Origin of the sequence: Geothrix alkalitolerans (assembly GCF_022808885.1) — a bacterium.
GTDB lineage: Bacteria > Acidobacteriota > Holophagae > Holophagales > Holophagaceae > Geothrix > Geothrix alkalitolerans.
Genome location: NZ_JAKZLE010000004.1, coordinates 179,865 through 199,602, shown reverse-complemented (window position 1 = coordinate 199,602; position 19,738 = coordinate 179,865). Strand labels below are relative to the sequence as shown.

Genomic DNA, 19,738 nt, shown 5'->3' with positions numbered 1-19,738 from the left:
GGGGGGACATCGCGAGCGAAGCGAGCAGGCGGTCCCCCCCGGACCATGTCAAAGCGGAGGCAGGCCCAGGGCCCGGCGCTGGTCGAAGCGGGCGGACCAGAGGCCCAGCTCCGCGCGGCGGCGCTGGCTCTCGGCCTGCCGCTCGGCCCGCTCTGCCTGGAGGAGGTCAAGCGACGTGATGAGCCCCTGGTCGAAGGACTCGCGGCTCATGCGCAGGGCTTCCACGGTGGCGTCGTGGGCCTTGCGGGCCGCCTCGTCCAGGGCGATGGCCTTCTCCAGCTCGCGGTCCGCGGTGCTCTGCTCGATGGCGATGGACCGCTCGCGGTCGATGCGCGCCTGCCTCACCTGCTCGAGCTGGGCGGTGTTCTGGGCCCGCTTGCCCGAGCTGCGCAGCCCGTCGAAGATGGGGAACTTCATCGTCACGCTCACCTTCCAGGTGTCGTACGGCTCCTTGAAGAGGTTGTCCGTCTTGCCCGCCTGGTAGCCGTAGCTGGCGCTGAGGTCGAACTTGGGGCGCAGGTCCGAGGTGATGATCTTCTCGTTGGCGCGGTACATGGACTCCTGCTGCTTCAGCTGGGCCAGCTCGCTGCGCTCGGTGCCGGCGGGCCGAGTCGAGGGCTCCGGATGGCCCAGGTCCGCCAGCGTCAGTGGCGTCTTCGGATCCAGGCCCAGCTGGCCGTTCAGCACCTCCAGCGCCCGCTTCACATCGGCCTCGGCCTGGAGGGCCTCGGGGATGACGGCCAGCAGCTCGCTCTCAGCCCGCAGGCGATCCAACTCCGTGGCGGTCTGGGCCTCGAGCTTGGCCTTCACGTCCGAAACGAACTGCTCGGCGGTCTTCCGACGGGTTTCCACGACTTCCTGTTCGGCCTGGGCGGACAGCACCGCCAGGTAGGCCTTGGCCACGCCGTGGAGGGTATCCAGCTCGGCGGTGGTGAAGCCGTAGCCCGCCTCCTTCTCGCCCATCTTGGCGATCTCGATGGCCGTGCCCAGCTTGCCCCAGTAGAAGAGCGGCTGGGTCAGGTTGGCCTGGCTGGTGTAGATGCTGCGGGCCCCCACGAGGGAACTGGGGGACAGGCCGAACTGGGCGGCACTGTCCGCGAAGCCGCTGTTGAGGATGGAGACGTCCCGCGCCCGGGTGAAGTCGCCGATGAGCGTCACCTGCGGCAGGGCGTCGGCGCGGGTGCTGGTGATGAGCCCGCGGCGCTCTTCCACGCGGGCCTTGGCGGCCCGGAGCATCGGGTTCTCGTTCCGGGCCCGGGCCAGGGCGCCGGCCAGATCCAGGCTCAGCGGGGCGCGGGGCGCGGGTTCCAAGGCCGGCGCCGGGGCCGGGGCCTGGAGGGCGGGGGGAGCGAACAAAAGCATGGTCAGTTCCTCGGCTGGGGGAAGGCTTCGGGGATGCCGAGCCCACGCAGGCTGAAATCGGTGAAGTGCCGGATGACCTCCTCGAGATCCTCCGGGTAGTTCGGGTTGTTGCGGATGAGCCGGGCGATCCCCAGGGAGTTGCGGAAATAGAGCAGCTGGCCCTGAATGCTCATGCCCATGTTCAGAAGGTCGCCCCAGGAGAGGTCCGGCCGCAGCACCTGGAGGCACTGCATCAGGTGGTCCACGTGGGGGCGGATCTGCTCCATGAGCAGGGCCGAGGAGGTCGCCCGCGGCGCCTGCATCTCGCGGGCCATGAGCGCCATGGCCGCCTCGCCCAGCGGGTCCTGGGGGTCGAGGGGATCGCAGGCCATCAGGTCCTGCATGAAGGCGCGGATGTGGTCCTTGAGCCGCTGGATGGCGTCCTTCCGGGCCTCCGGCCCTTCGAGGGCGGGGGCCGTGGCCAGCTCGGCCACGCGGCAGGCCTTCCGGGCGAAGATGTATCGGAGGGCCTCCAGGTACAGCCCCTCCTTGCCACTGAAGTGGTAGGTCACGAGGGCGGAATTGGCCTTGGCCCTCAGGGCGATCTCCCGGATGCCGGCCCCGTCGAAGCCCTTTTCGGCGAAGGTCAGGATCGCGGCCTCGATCAGGCGTTGCCGCGTATCAAGAGATGCGTCGGTCGGCTGTGCGTTCATGACCCCTCGTTTCCAAGCAACCAATCAAACGGTTGAACAACAGACTTCAAGAGTTAATCAATCGTTTGAACCAGTCAAGGGGAAAATCGCCCTCGGGGTGCCTTAATTGATGACTTGACGGTCGTAATTAAAATTCTAGATTCGGAATTTGGAATGCGGATTCGGAGGCTCCGGTGCTGGATCGGAAGGGCCTTGAACGGCAGCAGAGACGGGATCTCCTTCTCGGGGCCGCGGGCCGGGTGTTCGGCCGGAGGCCCTTCGACGAGGCCACGATGCAGGAGATCGCCGCAGAGGCCCAGATCGGCATGCAGGGGCTCTACGAGCACTTCGCGTCCAAGCAGGACCTCTACGAGCAGGTGATGATCCACCGGGCCGAGGCCTTCTCCGCCCGGGCCGAGGAGGTCCTCCGTGACCCCCGGCCGCCCCTGGAGCAGCTGCGGTCCATGTTCCAGGCCTATGCGGACCACTTCCGGGACCGGCTCATCTGGCTGCCGATGTTCATCCTCGAGCGGGTGCACTACGACTGGGGCTTCGAGTCCCGGTTCCTGCCCCGCCTCCGGGAGATCTACGAGGCCGAGCGGGCGCGGCTGAAGGACATCCTCCGCCGGGCGGTGGAGGCCGGCGACCTCCAGGACCACGACCCCGACTTCCTCATCCAGCTCTGCTTCGGTGTGCTGGAGGCCTCCCTGCACCGGAGCCACCGGACAGGAAAGGAGGAGGACCCCGGCGCCTGCGTGGAGCGCGCCATGGCCTGCTTCCTCCACGGTGCGGGAGTCCGGCCATGAGATCAGCCATGAAGCCTGGAGCGGTGCTCCTGGCCTGCGCGGCCCTGGCCAGCCTCCTGCGGAGCGGCGAACCGCTCAGCCTCGCCCGGGCCCTGCGCCTGGCCGGCGAGCAGTCCCAATCGGCTGAGGCGGCCCGTTCGAGCCTGGCTGGGGCCCGGGAGGAGACGGCCCAGGTGCAGGGCCTCTACTGGCCCGAGGTCCAGATCCAGGGCGGCTACTGGACCACGGACCACCGCCCGGAGCTGCTGAGTCAGCCCATGCGGATCGGCCCGCTCACGGTGCCCTCCCAGGTCTTCCCCACCTCGGACAGCCAATCCTGGCGTTACAAGGCTTCGGTCCAGTACCTTCTGTGGGATTTCGGCCGGCGGAGTGGGGCCCTCTCGGCCTCCCGCGCCCGGGAGGAAGCCGTCGCGGGCTCGGGGGATGCCGACCTCCTGAAGGCGCAGAGCGAGGTAGCCGCCCGCTACTTCACGCTCCTGAACCTGAAGGCCCAGAAGCGCGTCCTGATCCAGCGCCGGGAGGCCCTGGAGACCCACCTGGGCCACGCCCGGGCCCTCTTCGAGCAAGGCGTCGTGGCACGCAATGATCTCCTGCGCACGGAGGTGGCCCTGCGGGCAGTGGGGGACGCGGAGCACGCCCTGGACCAAGCCTACGCCTCAGCCCTGGAGGGCCTGAACGTGGCCATGGGCCTGCCTCCCGGCACGGTCCAGGAACTGCCGGAGGCCCTGGCCGGCCCGCCCGCCCTGCCCTGGGACGAGGCGCATTGCCGGGCCATGGCACGGGAAGCGAACCCGATCGTGCGCGCCGCCCGCGCCCGGACCCGGGCCCTGTCGGACCAGGCGGCGTACCGGCGGAAGGACTTCCTGCCCACGCTTGCGGCCGAGGCGAGCCACAGCTATGGCCAGAATTCCTTCCTGACCCACGAGCACGAGACGAGCCTGTTCGTGGGGCTCTCCTGGAAGCTCTTCGACGGCGGCGTCCGCGCCGCACGGGTACGCCAGGCGGAGGCGGCGACCGCACACGCCCGCCGGGACCTGCAGGAGGCGGAGAGCCAGGCCGAGACCGCCGCCGCGGCGTCGCTGCGGGCCTACCAACAATCCCTGCGCGAAGTGGGCACCGCGCGCCTGAACGTGGCCGCCGCCGAGGAGAACCTCCGCATGACGGGCGACCAGTACCAGGAGGGCCTGGTGCGCAACACGGACGTGCTGGACGCGGAATCGGTGCTGGCCGAGAGCCGCAGCGCCCTGGAGGACCGGCGCTACCGGGCCTACGCCCAGCAGGCCGGCCTGCTCGCAGCGCTGGGCGAGGACCTGCCGGCCTTCTTCGAGGCGCACACGCCCCGGGAGCAGTGAGATGGATGCGAAGACGAAGAAGTGGGTCTCCCTGGGGGTCATCCTCGCGCTGGCCCTGATCGGCACCGTCTGGGCCCTGGTGCGCTGGCGCCACGGCCAGGTGTTCGTGGCCACGGACAACGCCTACGTGAAGGGCCACGTGGTGGCCGTGTCGAGCCACATCCCCGGGCCCCTCCTCCAGGTGTCGGTCCAGGAGAACCAGTCCGTCCGGATGGGGCAGACCCTGGCCACCCTGGATCCCCGCGACTACGACGCGGCCGTGGCCCGGGCCGAGGCTTCCCTGGCGGAGGCCCGGAGCGCCCTGGCCCTGAACGAAGCCCAGATCGCCCAGGCCCGGGCCCAGGTCCAGGCCGCCGAGAGCCAGCGGACCCTGGCGGGCCTCGAGAAGCGGCGCATGGACGCCCTGCTCGCGCGGCAGTCCATCCCCCGCCAGAAGCACGACCAGGCCGCCACGTCCGAGGAGGTCGCCACGGCCCAGGTGGCGGCGGCCCGGAAGCAGGTGGCCGCCGCCCAGGGCCTGCTGGGCGTGAGCCGGAGCAAGGTCCAGGTGGCCCAGGCGGCCCTGGACCAGGCGCGGCTCCAGCGCTCCTACTGCGCGATCGCCGCCCCTTGCGACGGCACCGTGAGCCGCAAGCTGGCGGAGCCGGGCATGGTGGTGGCCGCGGGCCAGCCCCTGCTGGCGGTGGTGCCCCTGGGCCAGGAGGACCTCTGGGTGGAGGCCAACTTCAAGGAAACGCAGCTCCGTCGCGTGCGCCCGGGCCAGCGCGTGCGGATGACGACGGACCTCGACGGCCGGACGTTCACGGGCACCGTGGAGAGCCTCTCCGCCGGCACCGGCGCGGCCTTCAGCCTGCTGCCGGCGGAGAACGCCACGGGCAACTGGGTGAAGGTCGTCCAGCGCCTCCCCGTGAAGATCGCCCTCGACCCCGGCGCCGACCCCGAGCGCAGGCTGCGCCTGGGGTTGAGCGTGGAGGCCGAGATCGACACCCGGAGCCGCTGAGGCCGCCATGGACACGCCGCGGGGAACCGCCCACAAGTGGATCGTCGCCCTGACGACCATGCTGGGCACCTTCATGGAGGTGCTGGACACCTCCGTGGCCAATGTGGCGCTGCCGCACATGAAGGGCACCTTCGCCGCGGGCACGGACGAGATCACCTGGGTCATCACCAGCTACCTCGTGGCCAACGCCATCATCCTGCCCATCACGGGCTGGCTGGGCGCCGCCTTCGGCCGCAAGCGCCTCTACCTGCTTTGCCTGGCCATCTTCACGCTGGCGAGCCTCGGGGCCGGCGCGGCGCCCAGCCTGACGTGGCTGATCCTCATGCGGGTGGTCCAGGGGCTCGCGGGGGGCGCCATGGTGCCCATGTCCCAGGCCATCACGCTGGAGGCCTTCCCCCAGGAGGAGCACGGCATGGCCTCGGCGCTCTTCGGGATCGGCGTGATCTTCGGCCCCATCCTCGGGCCCCTGGTGGGCGGCTGGATCACGGACAACTGGACCTGGCCCTGGATCTTCTGGATCAACATTCCCGTGGGCGTCGTGGCGTACTACCTGGCCTTCACCTTCGTGGAGGACCCGGACTACCTCCGGCGGCCCGAGGGCGCGGTGGACTACTGGAGCCTGATCTTCGTGGCCGTGGGGCTGGGCTGCCTGGAGCTCTTCCTCAGCCGCGGCGAGCGCCTGGACTGGTTCGCGTCGAACGCCATGAAGGTCTGCGCGGGCCTCGCCGCCCTGGGGATCACGCTCTTCATCTGGCGCTCCCTCACCGCCGAGCATCCGCTGGTGGACCTGCGCATGTTCCGGCTGCCGGAGTTCGCCGGCGGCATGGCCATCATCTTCCTCGTCAGCCTCGGCCTCTACGCGGCATTCATCCTGCTGCCGCTGTTCGTGCAGAACCTGCTGGGCTTCACGCCCACCTGGGCGGGCCTCCTGCTGAGTCCCGGCGGCGTGGCCTCCGTGGTGGCCATGGTGGCCGTCGGCCTGGCCATGGGGAAGGTGGACGTGCGCCTCATCGTGGCCGCGGGGGTGGCCTCCCTGGCCTACTCCGCCTGGCTGCTGACGCACGTGAACCTGCAGACCGGGATGGCCTACCTCGTGACCGCCTGGATCTTCCACGGGCTGGGGCTGGGCTTCGTATTCGTTCCCGTCGCCACGGCGGCGGTGCAGCGCATCCCGCCGGCGCTCGTGGGCACGGCCTCGGGCATGTTCAACCTCATGCGGAACGAGGGCGGCAGCGTCGGGATCGCCGTGGCCAGCACGCTCCTGGCCCAGCGCGCCCAGTTCCACCACGCGCGGCTCGCCGAGCACATCACCCCGTTCAACGGGACGCTCCAGGCCAGCTACGTGAGCCTCAACCAGGGGCTCTTCCCCCGGGCGGGCCTGGATCCCGTGTCCGTGCGGAGCCTCAGCCAGGGCCTCATCGGCGCCGAGGTGACGCGCCAGTCCTTCCTCATGAGCTTCGTGGACGTCTTCGGCTTCCTCGTCGTGGTCTTCCTCCTGGCCCTCCCCTTCGTCCTGACCCTTCGCAATCCCCAAGGAGGCGGCCTCTCCCTGCACTGAGGCCGGTCCTCCACTTCTCATCGAAAGGAGCCCCACCATGACCATCCGGAGCCGGACCGCGCGGCTGGACGATGCCTCGGGAGAACTCGCCCTCTCGCTGGCCAAACTCGAGCTCGAGGCGGCCCACGGGTCCCCCAACCCTGACGAGCAGATCGACTTCGTCCAGGATCTCTCCCGGGTCGCCGTCGAGAAGCGGATCCGCCCCTGGCGCCTGCGGGCGATCCAGGCCACGATCCTCGGCCTGGCCTGCCTGGCCGGGACCACCGGTGTTCCCACCCTCTGGCCCGGCGCGCCGAGGGAGGCCGCGGCCATCCTGCTGGGCCTGGCATTCCTCTTCCTGCTACTGGCCGGGATGGGCCTGACGGTCTACCTGCGGCTCAACCAGCGCGAACACCAGTGGCTGAGCCAGAAGGAGGCGGCCATCCGGGCCGGCCGGACCATCCTGGACGAAGGCTGAAGGCCATGGGAGCAGCCCGCGCAGGTTGTGACCCATGCACCGAATTCCGCCCGGGGGCCGGGAAATCATGATAGGAAGAAAGACGAGGTACGCACATGCTCTTCCTGGTCTTCTATTTCATCCTGTTCGCCATCCTCCTCTTCCAGGGCACCCACGTGGCCGGCGAGGTGAAGAACCCCCTCGGGACCGTTCCCGAGGAGGTGGGCCAGGCCCCCGTGGCCTCCGCCCGGTGGGGCATCCTGCTCCTCGGCACAGGCCTCCTGGGCACGCTGGTCGGCCTCGCGAGCTTCAACTGGACCGGCCTGGTGGCCCTCCGCCAGCCTCTGTTCTACCTGGGCCTCGGCGTGCTGATCCTATTCGCCTTCTGGGTGGTCTTCCTGGGCCGCAAGGCCGAGTTCATCGGCAAGCCCACGGTCATGGACGAGCACGGGCACCACTGACCGACAGCCCTGGCCGGCGGCGCCGGACGGGAACCTGAATGAGAAAAGGCGGCCCGATGGGCCGCCTTTTCAGTTGAACGGTAGAAGGACTAGAGCTTCTGGACGTTGGTCGCCTGGGGGCCCTTCTGGCCCTGGGCGACTTCGAAGCTGACGCGCTGATTTTCGTCCAGCGTGCGGAAGCCGCCGCCCTGGATGGCGGTGTGGTGGACGAAGAGATCAGCGCCGCCCTCATCGGGGGTGATGAAGCCGAAGCCCTTCTCGGCGTTGAACCACTTGACGGTGCCTTGAGCCATAACTGTTTCCTGCAGAACGTCTGGTGATGATGTAGCGATGACTTTCCCCAGACAAGGCCGTCATTGCGTTGATGTGAATTCCGCCCCTGGCGGGTCACGCAAAACAGCATGACAGGATTGCCGCCGTCCACCGCTTTTTTCTGCGGGGGGTGTCTCATTCAGAATCGGATCACGGCTCCCAGGCCGACCCCTTTCCGGTCGACCTGAAGGTCCAGGTCGTCCTGGATAGATCCCCTGGGCACCTCGAACTTGCCGCGTTCATAGAAGGCGCGGAGCCCGAACCAGCTCGTGGGGAAGGCCCGCAAATCCAGTCCATAGAGGGTGTACTTGGCGCTCCTGTAACCCAGGTAGTGGATGTAGGCCTTGGCCTCCAGGGCCCCGTTGAACCCGCGGGATCCGCCGGAAAGTCCGACCTGGGGGATGGAGGCCTTGATCCGGGTGCTGGCGGCGGTTGGTGTCCCGATCGTCGGATCGCTGGTGGTGTCCAGATCCACAGTCCATGCCTGCACACCCAGATCGAAGCCCAGCCAGGTGTCGGTGTCGCGGACGAACTTGATGGTCCAGACTCCATCCACGGTGCCCAGCTTCAGGTGCGACAGGACCCGAGTACCCGTGATGTAGGTGGCGCCCCCCACCGTGACCGGGCGGTAGACGATCCGGTCGCCTCGGTATTCGGCGCTGCCGCTGGACACCTGGAGGCCGAACCGGGGCCCCTCGTAGTCCACGAAGAAGCCCGGTGTGCTCTTGTCCTTGCCCAGCCCCAGGTCCGAATCCAGGTCCACCGCGATGGGCTGGCCATCCTGGACGCCCTGGAAGTGGCCGGAAAGGGTGGGGCCGTAGGTCTGCATGCCTACGCTCCAGGTCGGTATGAAGCCCGAGGAGGCGGCGTTCGGCGCGCCCAGCTGGGCGAAGGCGGCAGTGGCGCATAGGAAAAAGGGAAGGGGCAGAACGCGCATGACACCTCCAGCGGGGGGCCCATCCTAACGCCCTGGCGGTCCAGGCCCTCGAGAAATTCAGACGGCCGCTAGCTTCCGGAAGGCTTCGAGAAAATCCTTGGGCTGGGGGAGGATCTCGTCCTCCAGGGACGGATGGTAGGCCACCCAGGTGTCCTTGGCGGCCAGGCGGCGGACGGGGGCGTCCAGGTGGAAGAAGAGCTCGTCGGCGATGCGGGCGGCGATCTCGGCGCCGTAGCCCCAGCTGAGGGTGTCTTCGTGGGCCACGAGGACCCGGTGCGTCTTCTTCACAGTCTGCTCGATGGCTTCCCAGTCGTAGGGATTGAGAGTGCGGAGGTCGATGATCTCGACGGAGATGCCTTCCTTCTCGGCCTCCCGGGCGGCCTGGACCGCGCGGTGCACGGTGTTGCCGAAGGTGATGACGGAGAGACTGGTGCCTTCGCGCACGATCCGGGCCTTGCCGAAGGGAATCATGAAGTCGGGGCCCGGATCGTTGCCCTTGTTGTGGGTCTGCCGGTAGAGGTGCTTGGGCTCCAGGAAGAGCACGGGGTCTTCGCAGCGGATGGCCGTGCGCAGCAGGCCCGCCGCGTCCAGGGCCCGGCTGGGGCACACCACGCGCAGACCAGGGATGTGCGTGAAGGTGCTCTCGCCGCACTGGCTGTGGTACGTGGCGCCGCCCATGAGGTAGCCGGCGATGGGCACGCGCACCACCACGGGTGCCTTGAAGGCCCCGTTGGAGCGCCACCGGATGGTGGCCAGCTCGTCGCGCAATTGCTGCATGGCGGGCCAGATGTAGTCGAAGAACTGGATCTCCACCACCGGCTTGAAGCCCCGGACCGCCAGGCCGATGGCGCGGCCGATGATGGTGGCCTCCGCCAGGGGCGAGTTGTACACGCGGTGGCTGCCGAACTGCTTCTGGAGGCCATGAGTGGCCTTGAAGACGCCGCCCTTGCCCTTCACTTCGCCGAGGATCTCAGTCCGGCTGGCGTCCGCCACGTCCTCGCCGAAGACGAGGATGCGCGGATCGCGGGCCATCTCGTGCTTCAGCGTGGCGTTGACGAGATCGATCATGGTCTTGGCGCCCGTGGTCTGGTCGCCCGCCGCCTGCTCCGTGTCGAAGGCCGCCGAGGTGGGATCCACCTCCTCGCTATAGAGGTGCCGATAGAAGCTGCCGGATTCGGGTTTCGGGGCCGCGTCCGCCTCCTCCCAGGCCGCGTCGATCTCCGCCTGGACCTCCTCCTTCAGCATCTGGAGCTGCTCGGGGCTGATGTCCCCCCAGGCCACCAGCTGATGGGCGTAGAGGGCCACGGGGTCCCGCAGGGCCTCCGCCTCCCGCTGGCTCTTCGATTTGTAGAGCTGCTCGTCATCGGACAGCGAGTGGCTGTACGGGCGAATCACCCTCGCGCGCACCAGGGCGGGGCCCTTCCGGGCGCGGACATGGTCCGCCGCGGCCTTCATGGCCTGATAGCTGGCCAGGGGATCGCAGCCGTCCACCTCGTCCACGATCAGCAGGCCATGGGGCTCGTAGCCCTTGAGGAGGGCCGCCACGTTGCCGCCGGGGTACTGCACCTCGGTGGGCACGCTGATGGCGTAGCCGTTGTCCTCCACCAGGAAGACCACCGGCGCCTTCAGGTTCACGGCGTTGCTGACGGCCTCCCAGAACTCGCCTTCGCTGCAGGTGCCGTCCCCGGTGGTCACCAGGACCACCTGATCCGAGGTGATGCCCAGAACCTCTTGCAGACCTCCCTGCTCGGCCCGGAGCACCGCCTCCGCGGCGCCCACCGCCTGGAGGAACTGGCTGCCCGTGGGGCTGGAAGTCGTGAAGATGTTGAGCCGCTGGTTCCCCCAATGGCTGGGCATCTGCCGGCCGCCGCTGGCGGGATCCTCCACGGAACCCACCGAGCCCAGGAACATCTCCTTGGCGGAATAGCCCAGCCCATAGGCCAGCGCGCGGTCCCGGTAATAGAAGAAGAACCAGTCGTGGCCGGGCTTGAACACCATGGAGGCGGCGGCCTGGATGGCTTCGTGGCCCACACCGTTGATCTGGAAATAGACCTTGTTCTGGCGCTTGCCGGTGATTTCCTTGTCGTCGATGCGGCGCGCCGCATAGATCGTGCGGAAGAGTCGGACGCGCTGTTCGCGGGACAAGGTGGTGGCAAACGCGGACTGGACGGAGCTGTCGGCCACAGGAACTCCTCTCGCCAGGGGGCGGTACCTGGGCCAATCTATCACGCAGACCGGGCAGACCTCTCCCAACCCGCAAGGTTTCACAGACCATGGCTTGAAATGAAAGGTTATCGAACCAATGACACAGACCGCCGCAGATCAATTCTTGACGGAAAGGTCTAGAACGAGCCCCCCAGGCTGAGGGTGCCCGACAGGCCGTCCCGGAAACTCTTGCCCTGGGCGTCCTGCAGCCCGAGGTTCAGGCTGTCCCGCCGCACCTCGAACCGCACGAAGGCCCGGTCGAACCTCTGGGCCACGCCGATGCTCCAGGACCGGGCGACGAGGTTCGCTCCGGCGCGTCCCAGGGCCGGGGTCGGTCCGTTCAGGCCGAGCGCCTCCCGGATGGAGGGGTCCAGGGCCAGGCGCACCCCGGTGTCATCCGCCAGGCGTTCTCCCCGAAAGACGAGGTCCCTGCCCCGCCCCAGGTCGACCTTGGCGATGAGCCCCATCCCTCGCCAGGTGGCCCTCACGGGCCCGGGAGAACCCAGGATGTCCGCCTGGAGGAAGGATTCCCGGCCCAGGGACAGTTCGCCTTGAACCGTGGAGCGGCCCCAGACCCACTGCCCCATGAGGCAGAGCCGCTCCCGCAGCCGGCCTTCCGCGCCCGAGTTCCGGGCGGCCCCGAGTCCGTCCTGCTCAGGACCGCGGTAGACCTGCAGCGACAGATAGTCGTCCGCCGATCCGAGGTGGTTGTAGGTGAGGCCCAGGCCCACCGTCTTGCCGGAGTTGTTGTCCCGGGTCCGGTCCTCGCCGTTGAACACCCAGGCGTCCGAGCTCCAGCTGGGACTGAAGGCGTGGTGCCAGTTGATCCCCACCTGGCCGAAGGGGTCGGCATAGGTGAACAGCAGCCCCCGGCTGGCGGTCAGGTCCTGGGTGCCATCCAGGAACTCCATGCCGATGAAGGTCATCATCCGGCCCACCTTCAGGGTGTCCCGTGACCCGGTCCACACCAGCATGGCCTCCACCGGTGTCACGCTTCCGGTGTCCCCGGTCGAGGCCTGGAGCACCTTCCCCAGGTGCCCCGTGAGCAGGGACGCCCGGGCGGACCAGCCGTGGCCAAGACTGGCATCCACGCCAAGCAGGAGGCCGTCCAGGGCCAGCTGGCTCTGGCCCTGCTCCAGGGGCCGGAAGGCCAGAGAGCCGTCTGCCGTGTCCCGGTCCTGGGTCACGGCCGAGGCCCAGAGCGAGCCGCGCCAGGTGATGCCGGCCGGGCCGGCGGTGGGGGCCGTCTGGGCGCCCAGGCCTGCACACAGACCGAGGGCGAGTAGGGATCGCGACACGCGATGCAAGGACACCTCCATGAATCCGGGAGGGGGCGCCGATTCCGGCCCCCCCTCCATGCCTGCTGCGGCTAGACGGCCATCAGAGCCCCTGGGGATAGGCTTCCTCGCCCTGCAGCTCGGCATCCAGGCCCTTCTCCTCGGCCACCAGCGTCACGCGGACGGGGGTGATGCGGTCGATGATCCAGAGCATCCCGTAGGTGAAGGTGAAGGCCCACACCGACGAGATCGCCACCGCCCCGCACTGCTTGAAGAAGAAGGTGGGGTTCCCCATGAGCAGGCCGTCCGTCCCTCCGGGGTTCCAGGCCTTGGAGGCGAAGATCCCCAGGAAGATGACGCCGATGAACCCGCCCACCCCGTGGACACCCCAGACATCGAGGGCGTCATCCCAGCCCAGGCGGTTCTTGAGGGCCACGGCGTAGTAGCAGATGACGCCGGCCAGGACGCCGATGAGGGCGCTGGTGGCGGGCGAGACGAAGCCGGCCGCGGGGGTGATCGTGGCCAGGCCCGCCACGGCGCCGGTGAGCAGCCCCACGAACTTGGGCTGGCGGGCATTCATCCACTCGACGAACAGCCAGGTCGCCGCCGCGAAGGAGGCGGCGATGTCCGTGTTCAGGAAGGCCGAAGCCGTGACGCTGTCCACCCGGAACTCGGAGCCGGCATTGAAGCCGTACCAGCCGAACCACAGGAGGCCGGTGCCCAGCGCGATCAGGGGCACGCTGTGGGGAAGGTTCTCCACCACCTTGCGGCGGCCGATGTAGAGGATGGAGGCGAGGGCGGCCATGCCCGCGGTGTTGTGCACCACGATGCCCCCGGCGAAATCAAGCACCCCCCACTTGGCCAGCAGGCCCTCTGGATGCCAGATCATGTGGCAGAAGGGGAAATACACGAAGACCAGCCAGCCCGTGAGGAACAGCATGTAGGCCTTGAAGGTCACCCGGTTGGCGAAGGCGCCGGTGATGAGGGCCGGGGTGATGATGGCGAACATCATCTGGTAGGCGATGTGCACGATGAGGGGGATGCCCGCGTCGTTGCCGCCCAGGGTGAACATGGCGCCCAGGTCCACGTGCTTCAGGAAGGCGTAGTAGCCGGGGTGGCCGATGATGCCGTGCCAGCTCGGGCCGAAGCACATGGAGTACCCGAAGGCGAACCAGAGGACGGTGGTCCAGCCCAGGCTCACGAAGCTCTGGATCATGATCGCGAGGGTGTTCTTCCGACCCACCAGGCCGCCATAGAAGAAGGCCAGGCCCGGCGTCATGAGCATGACCAGGCTGCAACAGATCAGCATGAACGCGGTATTTCCCGTGTTGAGCGGCATGGGCGACATATAAGACAACCTCCTCGTCCGGTTAGACTGGACCGGCGCAAGTATGGGGAGGATCGCCTGTGAACGGGGTTCGGCCCGCGCAGTTTTTACGAGCTTTTTATGCGCCCCCCTCATCTACCCTGAACCCCCATGGCTGCTCCGCTCCGGCCCATCCTCGTGGCCCTCGGTTCCGAGGTGCGCGCGCTCCGCCTGATCCAGGCGGGCTTCCGCCTGGCCCAGGCGCGGGCCGTGCCCTGGATCGCCGTCCATGTCGACCGGGGCAGCGCTCAGCTGGCCGAAGACGAGGAGCAGGTGCAGGTCTGGTTCCAGGAAGCCCAGCGCCTGGGAGCGGAGCGGCTCGAGGTGCAGGCCCCGACCCTGGCCCAGGGACTGGCCGAGGCGACCCGCCGCACGCGGGCCCAGGTGCTGCTGCTGGGCCGCTCCCGCCAGCGGTGGCCCTGGGCGCGCCTGGGGCACGCCACGGCCGACGAGCTCCAGCGCCGGGGCCTGGATGTCCAGATCGAGGTCATGGACGACCGGAGGGACTTGGGTGCCTCGCAGGAGGCTCCGGTGGGCTTCGGGGCCATGCTGGGTGCCCTGAGCGTTCTCGCCGCCAGCTCGGGCTTCGCCTGGCTGGTGCCCCGGGAAGGAGGGATCGCCCTGGCCTTGCCCATCTACCTGGTGGCCGTGACGTTCATCGCGCACCGCTGGGGACAGCGGCTCGCCCTCCTGGCCACGGTGATGAGCGCCCTCATCTACAACTTCCTGCTGGAGACACCCCGGTTCAGCGGTTCCCCCTCTGACTGGCCGAGCCGGCTGTTCTTTCTGGGCATGCTGCTCGCGGCCCAGGGCGTGATGGGCCTGGTGGTCCGCCTGCGCCAGCAGGCCCGGGAAGTCCATCGGCGGGAGGTCCATACCGCCTCCCTCTACCTCCTGAGCCAAGCGCTGGCCCGATGCCAGACCCCCGCGGCCGTGGCCGAAATGGCCTCCCTTCATGTGGGAAGGGTGTTCAAGGCGGAGGCGGCCCTGCGCTTCCCTGGGCCGCACGGGTGGGAGGACCCGGAGGGCGGCCCGGCCAGCCCGGAGCTTCCTCCCCCGGACCTGCTCCTGCCGCGGCTGGAGGCGGCCGCGCGGCTGGGGGATCCGCTGGAGCCGCTCTGCTTCGGCCGGACTTGCTGCCTGGCCCTGGCCGGAACCCATCCGCGGGACGCCATCCTCCAGGTCACCCCGCGGGGTGAGGACGGACTGCCCGCCACTTCGTGGGAGCTTCTGAAGGCGTTCGCCGTCCAGATCGCCCTGGCCCTGGAGCATGTGCGGTGGCTCGAGAAGGCGCAGAAGGCCCAGGTGGAGACGGAGACGGAGCGCATGCGCAGCACGCTCCTGGGAGCCATCGGCCATGACCTGCGGACGCCGCTGGCGGCCATCCACGGGGCCGCCGGCAGCCTGCTCCTGCCGGGAGCCTTTCCGGAGGCCACCCGACGCGACCTGCTCACCATGATCCAGGAGGAGAGCGAGCGTCTCGCCCGCCTGCTGGGCAACCTTCTGGAGCTGACCCGCCTGGAGGGCGGCAGCCTGACCGCGCGCAAGGAGTGGCAGCCACTCGAGGAGGTGGTGGGGTCCGCCCTCAGCCACCTCGAGCCGCACCAGGACCACCCCCCCATCCAGGTGGACCTCCCCGAATCCCTGCCGCTGGTGCCCCTGGATGCGGCGCTCTTCGAGCAGGTGCTCATCAACCTGGTGTCCAATGCCCGGAGGCACGCGCCGGGGGGCGTGGTGGAGCTCCGAGCCTGGTGCGACCCCGGCTTCGTGAAGGTGGAAGTGGCGGACCGCGGGCCCGGGGTGCCCCAGCACCTTCGGGAGCGGATCTTCGACAAGTTCTTCCGCCTGCCGGGCGCGGGGGAGGGCGGCGCCGGCCTGGGCCTGGCCATCTGCCGAGCCATCGTCCAGGCCCATGGCGGCACCATCCAGGCCTCCGACCGGCCCGGCGGGGGCGCCCGGTTCCTGGTCGCATTGCCTGTGGACGGGCCGCCACCCGCGGCGCCCGCGGAGAGCCCATGAACCAGCCCGTGATCCTGGTCATCGAGGATGAAGCGGCCCTGCGCCGTTTCCTGGTGCCCACCCTCGCCGGGCAGCGCTACCAGGTGTTGAGCGCCGCCACGGCGGCCGAGGGCCAGGCCATGGCCCGGAGCCACAACCCGGACCTCATCCTGCTGGACCTGGGGCTCCCGGACCGGGACGGGATGACCCTGCTGGCAGAGTTGCGGTCCTGGTTCAGGAAACCGGTCGTGATCCTCAGCGCCCGCACCCAGGAGCAGGACAAGGTGCGCGCCCTGGACCTGGGGGCCGACGACTACCTCGCCAAGCCGTTCGGCGCCGCGGAGCTGCTGGCCCGCCTCCGGGTGGCGCTCCGCCACACGCTTCAACTCGACGCGGCGGAACCCGTGGTCTGCTTCGGGAGCCTCCGGGTGGACCTGGATCGGCGGGAAGTCAGCCTGAAGGGCCGCCCCGTCCGATTGACTGTCCTGGAATATCGACTGCTGACGGCCCTCCTTCGCCGCCAGGGCAAGGTGGCCACCCACGGCCAGCTCCTGGCGGAGGTCTGGGGACCGGCCGGCCAGGGGAACACCCACTACCTGCGCATCTACATGGCCACCCTCCGCAGGAAGCTGGAGGCGGATCCAGCCCGTCCCAGGTGGTTCATCACCGAACCCAACGTGGGCTATCGCCTGAATCTGGACGCACCCGGGGATTGATCTCCATCTCAGGTACAATCAGCCTCTTTGCGAGTGTATCCATGCCCCTGCCGCCTTCCGAGATCCGCGCCATCCACGACCTTCCGGTGCCGGAGCTGCTCTATCGGGCGGCCACGGCCCACCGGGCGCACTGGAACGCCGAGGAGATCCAGTTCTGCACCCTGGATTCCATTAAGACCGGCGCCTGCCCCGAGGACTGCGCCTACTGCCCCCAAAGCGCCCGCTACCAGACCGCGCTCAAGGTCGAACCGCTCAAGGACGTGGAGAAGGTCCTGGCCGGTGCCGCCGAAGCGAAGGCGAACGGCTCGACGCGGTATTGCATGGGCGCCGCCTGGCGCGAGGTGAAGGACGACGCCAACTTCGACGCCGTGCTCGACATGGTGCGCGGGGTCTCGGGCATGGGGATGGAAGTCTGCGTCACCCTCGGCATGCTCAACACGGACCAGGCGGCGCGCCTCAAGGCCGCCGGCTGCCAGGTATACAACCACAACATCGACAGTTCCAGGGACTTCTACGAGACCATCATCCACACCCGCAAGTTCGACGAGCGCCTGGAGACCATTCAAGCCGTGCGTGCCGCGGGGCTGGAAGTGTGCTCCGGCGGCATCGTGGGCATGGGCGAGACCATCGATCAGCGCATCCACTTCCTCCAGGAGCTGACGGAGCTGGAGCCCGCGCCCGAGAGCATCCCCATCAACCAGTTCGTGGCCGTGGACGGCACGCCCCTGGCCGACGTGGATCCCCTGCCCCCGCTCGAGCTCGTGCGCATGATCGCCACCGCCCGCATCCTCTTCCCGAAGAGCCGCATCCGCCTCAGCGCCGGCCGCACGCAGATGAGCGACGAGCTGCAGGCCCTCTGCTTCTTCGCGGGCGCCAACAGCATCTTCACGGGCGAGAAGCTCCTCACCACGCCCAACCCCGGCGGCAACCACGACCACTGGCTGCTGAACGCCCTGGGCATGCGGGTGGAGGGCGCCGCCGTTAAGCTGTCGGCATCATGAAGCTCCTCGACGACCTCCGCGCCGAACACGACCTCATCGAGCAGGTGCTGGGCTCCCTGCGCACCTTCGTGAAAGTCCGGCTCGAGGGCGGGGGCGATCCGGCCGACGGCGCGCGCTTCATGGCCTTCTTCCGGCGCTACGCCGGGGACTTCCACCACCACAAGGAGGAGGAGGTCCTGTTCAAGGCACTGGCGGAGCGGGCCGAGCTGCCCGCCCACCGGGGCCCCATCGCGGCCCTCACCGGCGAGCACCGGCGCATGGCCGGCCTGCTGGATGGCCTGGAAGGCCTGCTGGGCTCCGACTTGGCCGCCGAGGAGGATCGTTGCCAGGTGGAGGCGCTGGCCGTGGACTACAGCCGCTCTTTGTGGCGCCACATCGACGCCGAGAACTCCGTGCTCTACCCCCAGGGCGAGGAGCGCCTGCGCCGCTTCCATGTGCGGGACCTGCCCTCCCGTCCCATGACCGGGGCCGAGGCCGCCGCGCGGGAGGGAGCCCTGGCCCTGCTCGCGACCTACCCGCCCCTGCACGATGCCGAAGTCCACCGCGGCGACGGCTGCGTCGCCTGCCCCTCTTTCGGCGTCACCTGCGAGGGCCTCGAGTACGAGTGGTGGACCGAGCTGGAGTGGGAGGAGGCCGAGGAGCGCCGGGACGATTGAATCCTGTCTGGACGACGGGACTATAGTGGTCTTCCATCCACAGGCACCCCGACAGGAGGCTCGCCATGACGGATCCCACGCCCCACATCGCCCAGAAGGGCCCCTTCCAGGTGGAGGTCGAAGCGGGCAAGACCTACCACTGGTGCGCCTGCGGCAACAGCAAGAAGCAGCCGTTCTGCGACGGTTCCCACAAGGGCGGGCCGTTCGTGCCCCTGGCCTACACCGCCGACATCACGGGCACAAAGTGGTTCTGCGGCTGCAAGCACAGCGGCACCAAGCCCATGTGCGACGGCACCCACAAGAAGCTCTGATCCCGGGCCCCCGAAAGCAGCCGGATCACTCCGGGGCCAGCACCTTAGCCTTGAGCCCCGCCCGGAAGCGCCCCTCGGGATTGGGCACCACGACCCGCACACGGACCCTCCCCGAGGCGTCCGCGCAGGGGTCGACCAGGGTGACCTCCCCCTCGGCGCTTCCGGCGGCGGGCTCGGTGAAGAGCACCTTCACCTTCTGGCCTGGCGGAAAGGCGGAAAGGAGGCTTGGGCTCACGGCGCACTGGACCACCACGCGGCTCAGGTCCATGAGGCGGAACATGGGCTGGGCTCCGGAGACCGCCTCGCCTTCGTCGCGGTACCGCTCGACCACGATGCCGTCCATGGGGGCCACGATGGTACGGAGCCGCACCTGTTCGGCCGCCGTTTCGTACTGAAGGCGCGCCAGTTCCAGGTCGATGCGTGATTCCAGCGCGCGCGCCTCGGGAATGATCTTGCTGTCGTAGAGGCGCTTGGCGCCCTTGGCCTCGAACTCCCGCCGCTCCAGCAGCGCCTTGGCCCGCTGCATCTCGAGCTCCTCCAGCTTCCCGTAGAGCAGGGCCAGGGGCTGGCTGGCCTTCACCGTCTCCCCCTCCTTCACGCGCATGTCCACGATTCGGCTCGAGACCGGGGCGCTGACCTCGACCTGGCGATAGGGGAGCACCTGGCCCTCCAGGGCCAACCCTCCGGCGAAAAGCGCCACCTGGCCGGACAGGAGCAGTGACAGGAAGCGGATACTCGGGCCCATGGTTCCTAGGGTACCGGCAACCGCGGGCCCGGGGGGGTCACTTGATCTTGAAGGTGAACTTCCCCTCGTGGCACTCCAGGCACTTCACCGCGGGCGCCTTGTGCTGGCGGTGGCAGTCCGTGCAGGGGTAGGGCTCGTGGGGCGAGGCCAGGGGAGGGGCATGGGGGTTGGGCTTGGCGTCCTTCGTCAGGGCCTTCATGGCCGGATAGTCCCCGTGGCAGACCATGCAGGCCTCGTCCGGTACCGCCGCGGTGGTGGGCTTCTCCTTCTGATGGCAGTCGTGGCAGATGAGCTTGGCCTTCACGTGGGAGGCCGGCAGAGGCCGGTCCTGGGCCAGGCCGATCCCGGCCGCCAGAAGCCCCGACAGCCCCAGGATCCCCATCCGAAGAAGACGCATGTAGCCCCCTCATCCATGCCGCGATGCAAATGATGACCATGATATCGCATTACATTCAAGGGCTTTCCCCCTGGGCCCCCAGCCTGGAAGGCCAGTGTCCCCACGGGTAAACTGATCCATTGGGCTGGCCGCTCGGAATGCAGTCGTTCACATCGATCCAAATCGGCAAAG

Annotated in this window: 20 protein-coding genes; 11 read left to right on the top strand and 9 right to left on the bottom strand. The window is 68.8% G+C overall.

Features of this window, described 5'->3' with window-relative positions:
• Positions 1-48 precede the first annotated feature (48 nt).
• Complete coding sequence (locus MLJ35_RS10185) at positions 49-1,362, bottom strand: TolC family protein (RefSeq protein WP_243384259.1); 1,314 nt, start codon at positions 1,360-1,362, stop codon at positions 49-51.
• 2 nt (positions 1,363-1,364) lie between these two features.
• Positions 1,365-2,054, bottom strand: a complete 690-nt coding sequence (locus MLJ35_RS10180) for a CerR family C-terminal domain-containing protein (protein ID WP_243384258.1) — start codon at positions 2,052-2,054, stop codon at positions 1,365-1,367.
• Between the two features lie 173 nt (positions 2,055-2,227).
• Here MLJ35_RS10180 and MLJ35_RS10175 point away from each other — a divergent pair, with 173 nt between their 5' ends.
• The 6 genes from MLJ35_RS10175 to MLJ35_RS10145 all read left to right on the top strand — a co-directional run bounded on the left by MLJ35_RS10175 (position 2,228) and on the right by MLJ35_RS10145 (position 7,646).
• On the top strand, positions 2,228-2,839 hold the full coding sequence (locus tag MLJ35_RS10175) for a TetR/AcrR family transcriptional regulator (RefSeq protein WP_243384257.1): 612 nt from the start codon (positions 2,228-2,230) through the stop codon (positions 2,837-2,839).
• Positions 2,836-4,191 (top strand): TolC family protein, encoded by a 1,356-nt coding sequence (locus tag MLJ35_RS15985; RefSeq protein ID WP_275976489.1) that lies wholly within the window; start codon positions 2,836-2,838, stop codon positions 4,189-4,191. The genes MLJ35_RS10175 and MLJ35_RS15985 overlap by 4 nt, the downstream gene beginning before the upstream one ends.
• A gap of 1 nt (position 4,192) precedes the next feature.
• Positions 4,193-5,191 carry an HlyD family secretion protein gene (locus tag MLJ35_RS10160; RefSeq protein WP_243384256.1) on the top strand — a complete coding sequence of 333 codons (999 nt, stop codon included), beginning with the start codon at positions 4,193-4,195 and terminating at the stop codon, positions 5,189-5,191.
• Positions 5,192-5,198: 7 nt separating this feature from the next.
• A complete protein-coding gene (locus MLJ35_RS10155; protein ID WP_243384255.1) occupies positions 5,199-6,749 on the top strand; it encodes a DHA2 family efflux MFS transporter permease subunit in 1,551 nt (516 codons plus the stop codon).
• Between the two features lie 37 nt (positions 6,750-6,786).
• Positions 6,787-7,206 carry a hypothetical protein gene (locus MLJ35_RS10150; protein ID WP_243384254.1) on the top strand — a complete coding sequence of 140 codons (420 nt, stop codon included), beginning with the start codon at positions 6,787-6,789 and terminating at the stop codon, positions 7,204-7,206.
• Between the two features lie 95 nt (positions 7,207-7,301).
• Entirely contained in the window at positions 7,302-7,646 is a 345-nt protein-coding gene (locus MLJ35_RS10145) for a hypothetical protein (protein ID WP_243384253.1), read from the top strand.
• A gap of 89 nt (positions 7,647-7,735) precedes the next feature.
• Here MLJ35_RS10145 and MLJ35_RS10140 read toward each other — a convergent pair whose 3' ends face one another.
• From MLJ35_RS10140 to MLJ35_RS10120, 5 genes are all read right to left on the bottom strand, one after another.
• Positions 7,736-7,939 (bottom strand): cold-shock protein, encoded by a 204-nt coding sequence (locus tag MLJ35_RS10140; protein WP_243287678.1) that lies wholly within the window; start codon positions 7,937-7,939, stop codon positions 7,736-7,738.
• Between the two features lie 158 nt (positions 7,940-8,097).
• Positions 8,098-8,895, bottom strand: coding sequence for a hypothetical protein (locus tag MLJ35_RS10135; protein ID WP_243384252.1), 798 nt, complete (start codon positions 8,893-8,895; stop codon positions 8,098-8,100).
• A 57-nt stretch (positions 8,896-8,952) separates the two neighbouring features.
• Positions 8,953-11,079, bottom strand: a complete 2,127-nt coding sequence (locus tag MLJ35_RS10130) for an alpha-ketoacid dehydrogenase subunit alpha/beta (RefSeq protein WP_243384251.1) — start codon at positions 11,077-11,079, stop codon at positions 8,953-8,955.
• A 158-nt stretch (positions 11,080-11,237) separates the two neighbouring features.
• On the bottom strand, positions 11,238-12,398 hold the full coding sequence (locus MLJ35_RS10125) for an outer membrane beta-barrel protein (protein WP_243384250.1): 1,161 nt from the start codon (positions 12,396-12,398) through the stop codon (positions 11,238-11,240).
• A gap of 82 nt (positions 12,399-12,480) precedes the next feature.
• On the bottom strand, positions 12,481-13,716 hold the full coding sequence (locus MLJ35_RS10120) for an ammonium transporter (RefSeq protein WP_420843037.1): 1,236 nt from the start codon (positions 13,714-13,716) through the stop codon (positions 12,481-12,483).
• A gap of 138 nt (positions 13,717-13,854) precedes the next feature.
• Between MLJ35_RS10120 and MLJ35_RS15980 the strand changes: the two genes are divergently transcribed.
• The 5 genes from MLJ35_RS15980 to MLJ35_RS10090 all read left to right on the top strand — a co-directional run bounded on the left by MLJ35_RS15980 (position 13,855) and on the right by MLJ35_RS10090 (position 18,425).
• Complete coding sequence (locus MLJ35_RS15980; RefSeq protein WP_275976487.1) at positions 13,855-15,762, top strand: ATP-binding protein; 1,908 nt, start codon at positions 13,855-13,857, stop codon at positions 15,760-15,762.
• Positions 15,759-16,457 (top strand): response regulator, encoded by a 699-nt coding sequence (locus MLJ35_RS10105; protein WP_243384248.1) that lies wholly within the window; start codon positions 15,759-15,761, stop codon positions 16,455-16,457. The genes MLJ35_RS15980 and MLJ35_RS10105 overlap by 4 nt, the downstream gene beginning before the upstream one ends.
• A 41-nt stretch (positions 16,458-16,498) precedes the next feature.
• Positions 16,499-17,458 (top strand): biotin synthase BioB, encoded by a 960-nt coding sequence (bioB, locus tag MLJ35_RS10100; RefSeq protein WP_243384247.1) that lies wholly within the window; start codon positions 16,499-16,501, stop codon positions 17,456-17,458.
• Positions 17,455-18,114 (top strand): hemerythrin domain-containing protein, encoded by a 660-nt coding sequence (locus MLJ35_RS10095; protein WP_243384246.1) that lies wholly within the window; start codon positions 17,455-17,457, stop codon positions 18,112-18,114. The genes bioB and MLJ35_RS10095 overlap by 4 nt, the downstream gene beginning before the upstream one ends.
• A 65-nt stretch (positions 18,115-18,179) precedes the next feature.
• Positions 18,180-18,425 carry a CDGSH iron-sulfur domain-containing protein gene (locus MLJ35_RS10090; RefSeq protein ID WP_243324770.1) on the top strand — a complete coding sequence of 82 codons (246 nt, stop codon included), beginning with the start codon at positions 18,180-18,182 and terminating at the stop codon, positions 18,423-18,425.
• A 25-nt stretch (positions 18,426-18,450) separates the two neighbouring features.
• On the opposite strand, the gene MLJ35_RS10085 is transcribed toward MLJ35_RS10090, so the two are convergent.
• Positions 18,451-19,170: an efflux RND transporter periplasmic adaptor subunit gene (locus tag MLJ35_RS10085; protein ID WP_243384245.1), complete on the bottom strand. Its 720-nt coding sequence runs from the start codon at positions 19,168-19,170 to the stop codon at positions 18,451-18,453.
• A 37-nt stretch (positions 19,171-19,207) separates the two neighbouring features.
• Positions 19,208-19,567 carry a cytochrome c3 family protein gene (locus tag MLJ35_RS10080; protein ID WP_243384244.1) on the bottom strand — a complete coding sequence of 120 codons (360 nt, stop codon included), beginning with the start codon at positions 19,565-19,567 and terminating at the stop codon, positions 19,208-19,210.
• Positions 19,568-19,738: the final 171 nt, after the last annotated feature.